Below are 3,805 nucleotides of genomic sequence, written 5' to 3'. Positions count from 1 at the left end.
GTAAAGAGCATACATTGCCAATAAAAAAATCTGTTTCCTGATAATATATCCCTATGAAATCACTCGAAATTATTGAAGATGTATTTACTGTATCTTTTCCACCCTTGTTCAAACAATTTTGGAGAGACTTTCTGGAAGACTGGACTTGTGAGTTGAAAGTATATAATCATGAAGAGTACTATATTTTAAACCAGTGCGCCATTGCCGAGTTAAACACTGAAAAGCAAGAAGGTGTTGATCTGCAGAGCGAAACCCGGAAACTCTTTCAGTATATACAAGGCGTTCCGGCCCTCAAGGATTTTGTTCCCTTTGCTGTCAGCGGTCTCTTTCACTTTTATTATACATTTCTTGCTTTTAAGCGATCGGGTAAAGCTATAGAGGATGTTAGCGTATACCGTGTTTATCTTTTCCTCGACAGTGAGCCTGAAATCATTAATGTTAAAAAGTTAACCAATAAGTATAGCGATATTTTAGGTGATGAAGGCCACATGCATTCGATCGTATATGGTCAGCAGCCATGTCCTAAAGGTGGCAAATTTGTTTTACGCGCTTCTGATCATTTGTATAGCAGCCTGTTTGAAGAGTATGTATTTCCAACCGGTTATTTGGATTCGGTAGCCAGGCAGTTGAATGGTTTATTCAAAAATTTTGAGGGCGTACGTTTTTCTGACGAGAAACTACACACACTATATTGTGAATCTGCAGGGGTCAAGTCGGTCATTTTAAAAATCGAAGATGGCGTTGCACAGTCGCTCGAAAGCCTGGATATATTGGAATCCACCCGGACTATATTTACAAACCTGAAAAGTACGCTTGCCAGGGAATTAGGCGAGTATACTTTGTATTACTATCAATGGAGTTTTACGGGTTATGATTTTCCGTGCTTCGGATTGGGACTTTCTAAAAAGAATGACCTGGGTAGTACGCTCGATCGCTATGGTATGTTATTTAATGATCGCACAAGTGAGATCCGCACAGAGTAAATCTAGTCTCTCATACTTTTCATAGAAGATGCGAACATACCTTACTGAAGTATATTCGCTGGTAATGCAGAAGATTGCCAATGCCAAGAAAAGAAAAGCCGACCGCGGCAAACAGCAGGCGCATGGATGAATTGAAAAACTGGCAGACCTGATAACAGCCGGTATATAAACCTGGAGGATTGCAACGAGAAAAGGCGAAGATTCTGAACAGTCGATCGCTGATTCTTGTTATAAGCACACTGAATTTCGTGTGTGGATAATTCGTATACTCCAATCCATCTCCGTATATATACGTATATATCTATAGGTATATTTAAATTCATCAGTATTGTCATCCGATAAAAATTCCACTCGTAGAGGTATAGTATATGTAATATATGTCTATATAAAGTAATTTTTTCTGAAATGAATATCTCTCCCAGGATGGCATTTTAATACCAGATGCCAGACTATATTACCTTTTTTGCGGTATACAATTCGTTGTAGTAAAGCATTATTGTTTACTGAAATTTACTTTCCATTTTAGTCTATACTTGAAGTGACTTTACTATTGTGTATATAAATATAGTAAAGTGATGTGTATGCCTAAGTCTTTGTACCCTAACCTTAACCTATGAGGATATTCTACCGTTGTGGTATTCTCATACTGCTATTTTTCTTTGCTCTGGGTGCTTGCGCTCAGAATCTTGAATCCATTGGAAAAGAAAAGCCTGTTACCATTACCGGTGGACTTTCACTAAATCAAATATTTTATACCGCCAGCGGCATTCAGAGCAGGCGCGATCCCTATACCTATTATGCCTCTGGCAATATAAACTTTTCGCTCTATGGCTGGAGCGTTCCTTTGAGTTTTAGCGTATCGAACCAGAATACATCTTTTCAGCAGCCATTCAATCAATATAGTATTCATCCAACCTATAAATGGGTTACGGCACATATTGGCTATACCAGTATGTCGTATTCTCCTTATACTGTAAACGGTCATATATTTTTAGGAGCCGCTGTTGACCTCGCTCCAGAAGGTAATTGGAAGTTCAGTGCTTTGTATGGAAGATTTCTGCGGGCCGTACAGCCGGAATCAGATACAGCCGGTATAATTACCAACACACCATCATTCAAACGGATGGGCTATGGGTTGAAGACGAGCTATACTAAAAACGGTAACTCGGTTGATCTCATTATATTCCATGCTAAAGACGATATAACATCTATACCCTTTGTACCCGATAGTCTCGGCATTCTGCCACAGGAAAACCTGGTGATAAGTATTGGTGCCGGCAAAACCTTTTTCGATCATTTTTTGCTGAAAGGTGAACTGGCTTCAAGCGCGCTTTCGCGGGATATACGAGCGGAAGAAGGTGATCATACACACCCGTTGGCCAACACGGGTTTTCTGTATACACCGCGACTGTCGTCATCCTATTATAAAGCATTCAAGACTTCGCTCAACTATCAACAGGATGCGTATACCCTGGGCGTTGCCTATGAGCGGATCGATCCGCAGTATCGCACGCTCGGTGCCTATTACTTTAATAATGATCTGGAAAGCATTACAGCCAACGGTTCCGCTGCATTATGGCAGGGAAAGATGAATGTAGCGGTCAGTGCCGGTACGCAACGCGATAATCTCGACAGGAGTAAGGTGAGCACCATGCGCAGAATGGTGGGATCGGTAAATGTAAATTATATACCTAATCAGAAACTGAACCTTTCTGCTTCGTATTCCAATTTTCAAACCTATACCAATATCCGTTCGCAGTTTGTCAATATAAATCAGTTAACGCCTTACGATAACCTGGATACACTGAACTATACCCAGATTTCTCAGAACATAACGGCTACCGCGATGTATGCTCTAAGCAATTCCAAAGAGCGCAGGCAAAGCATAAGTCTTAATCTTACTATGCAGGATGCAGCCGACAAACAAGGACAAGTTACTCAGAACTCCGGAAGTCAGTTCTATAATCTCAATGCAGGTTATAGCTGTAACATGGTTCCGCAAAACCTTACTATATCCGTGGCTTTCAATGGAAATATAAATGACAGTCCTTCAATTACAACCGAAACACTGGGGCCTACAGCTTCGGTGAGTAAATCATTCTTTGATCGTAAGCTTCGCGCTACACTGTCGACATCCTATAATAATACCTATACAAACTCCCATCGTGTTAGCACTATCCTGAACGGGCGCATCAACGGGAGTTATACAATACACAAGAAACACAATTTGAATCTGAGTCTTGTAACCGTAAATCGTGAAAGTAAAAGTGAAACCTCTTCACAATCCTTCACAGAATTTACCGGCACGCTTGGATATAGTTATGCTTTTGGAATGAAATGAAAGTAACACTGGAGAGAGTGAACCGGATATTTACTATACTATTGTTGATCACAGCATGTGCTGTTGGAGTGCAGGCACAGACCTATCCTGTTCGCGTCAATACGCAGATAACTCCACCGTATAGTGCGTATCTCAGCGATTATACAGCGTCCGGCTCACAGCAACTGTCTGTTACGTTCATGCTGAACGATCCTACATTAACCGAGTATCGCGGTAAACTCAGACTTACTATTGAAGGTGTTGGAATCACCATTCGCACCAAACAGAATTTCATTCCACAACAACCTTTGGTGTTACCGGGAGGAGGTATACCCTTACAGCTATACGGTGAAGATATAGCCGAGTATTTTAATCCGGCAAACCTTGACTTCGCTGGTATCAGTCGAAGTCAGTATGAAAAAGGCGCTAAACTTCCGGAAGGTGTATATCGCTTTACGTTGGAAGTGCTCGACTATAATCGAGGTACGTTGGTGAGCAATAA

2 protein-coding genes and 1 pseudogene are annotated in these 3,805 nt (G+C 41.1%); all 3 read left to right on the top strand.

The window, feature by feature from the left end; translation table 11 throughout:
• The first annotated feature begins 53 nt into the window (after positions 1-53).
• Complete coding sequence (locus VIN08_RS16035) at positions 54-983, top strand: hypothetical protein (protein WP_331967107.1); 930 nt, start codon at positions 54-56, stop codon at positions 981-983.
• A gap of 613 nt (positions 984-1,596) precedes the next feature.
• Positions 1,597-3,324 carry a hypothetical protein gene (locus tag VIN08_RS16030; protein ID WP_331967106.1) on the top strand — a complete coding sequence of 576 codons (1,728 nt, stop codon included), beginning with the start codon at positions 1,597-1,599 and terminating at the stop codon, positions 3,322-3,324.
• Positions 3,321-3,805: pseudogene (locus tag VIN08_RS16025) on the top strand (hypothetical protein); the annotation flags it as partial. The gene VIN08_RS16030 and the pseudogene VIN08_RS16025, both read left to right, overlap by 4 nt.

It is taken from the genome of Ohtaekwangia sp. (assembly GCF_036568665.1).
Classification (GTDB): Bacteria; Bacteroidota; Bacteroidia; order Cytophagales; family Cyclobacteriaceae; genus Ohtaekwangia.
This window is presented reverse-complemented; position numbering and strand designations above follow the sequence as displayed.